Annotated in this window: 1 protein-coding gene and 1 pseudogene; both read right to left on the bottom strand. The window is 66.3% G+C overall.

Annotated features, from left to right (window positions below):
- Positions 1 to 507, bottom strand: a 507-nt coding sequence (locus ACY5KJ_RS14080; RefSeq protein WP_462203549.1) for an RHS repeat-associated core domain-containing protein, incomplete at its 3' end; no start/stop codon positions are given.
- A 15-nt stretch (positions 508 to 522) separates the two neighbouring features.
- Positions 523 to 1,350, bottom strand: a pseudogene (locus ACY5KJ_RS14075) (sugar-binding protein); the annotation flags it as partial.

Raw genomic sequence — 1,350 nt, 5'->3', positions numbered from 1 at the left:
CTCCTTGGCGTTGCCGCCGAAGATGGGGTCGGTGGAGAGAAAACGGCCGGTGTAGGGGTTGTAAAGGCGGACGCCCATGAGGGTGAGGCCGCCGAGGGTGTCGCGGGAGCGTTGCTTTCCGCCGAGCCAGCCGTAGCGGGCGTAGGCGGTACTGGCGAAATAGGGGGTGCCGAATTCGCTGGATTCGGCGTAGCTGGCGATGGCGGTAGCGGCGGTGTCGTCGGGGACGGTGGCGACGATGTCTCCGCGCAGGTTGGCCAGCTGCAGCGTGACCGTGCCGGTGTTGTCTTGGACGGCGGCGAGGTCTCCACCGATTCCGAGGATGTTGCGGGTCCACCCGCCGCCGGTGACGCCGATCCAGGCCGGGCTGTCGCCGAGTTCGGCCGCCGTCGAACCTGTCGTGCCGTCGTATCGAACCAGCGGGTAGTGGTTAGGAGTCGAAATGAAATAACTTGCGCGTTTCGAACCCTCCACAGGCCTGTGACCTGCGATGATGCTCTCGATCACGTATTTGTTACTTCATTACGTCCCCTTAGTCCAGCTCGTCGATCCTTCACTCCAGGATCGGATGCGCCGTGCTGGGTCGAGGGTGTAGGTGCGGGTAGTCGAGCCTGCGGTCTGCGAGGCGACCATGTCGTTCACGTGGTAGCCGACGGTAAGCGCGACACCGGCCGCGTCGGCGGCCGGCACAGCCGTGGTTCGGCCGAACAGGTCGTAGGTGTAGCCGGTGTCGGTGATCCGGTCGGCCTGGTCATAGCTGTGAGAGTAGACCTGCGGGGTCGTGCCGGTGGAGCAGTTCCCGGTGTCCGGCTGACCGCCGGCATCCGGGTAGCTGGTCAGGGCGATGCGATTGGAATCCAGGTCGTAGGTGTAGGTGCGGGTGGTGCAGATCCGCGGCCCGCCGTAGCTGACCGCGTCGACGACCGAGGTCAGCCGGCCCGCCGGGTCGTAGCCCAGCGTCTTGGTCGCGGGCGTGCTGGCGTCGAGACGGACCTGGCCGTGGATCGAGTATGCCTGGGAGAAGGTCAGCCACGGTGTGCCGGACTTGGCGTAGGCGAGGCTGGTCGGCTTGTTGGTGTTGTCGAGGCGGGTGGTGGCGACGAGGCCGTTCGGGTAGGTCTGGCTGGTGAGGGCTCCGTCGCCGTTGTAGGTGGCGGTGAAGGTGGACGGTGCCGACCCGGCGCCGACGCCAAGGCTGGTGACCAGGCCGCGGTGTTCGGTGGCGGTGTCGTAGACGTAGGCGTAGCTGCCCTTGCCGTCGTTGACGGAGGAGATCTGTCCGTCGGTGTCGTAGCCGGTAGTGGTGGTGTTGCCGTCGGCGTCGGTCTGGGAGGTGACCTGGATCTGTCG

This window comes from Frankia sp. CcWB3, from assembly GCF_977927595.1.
This window is presented reverse-complemented; position numbering and strand designations above follow the sequence as displayed.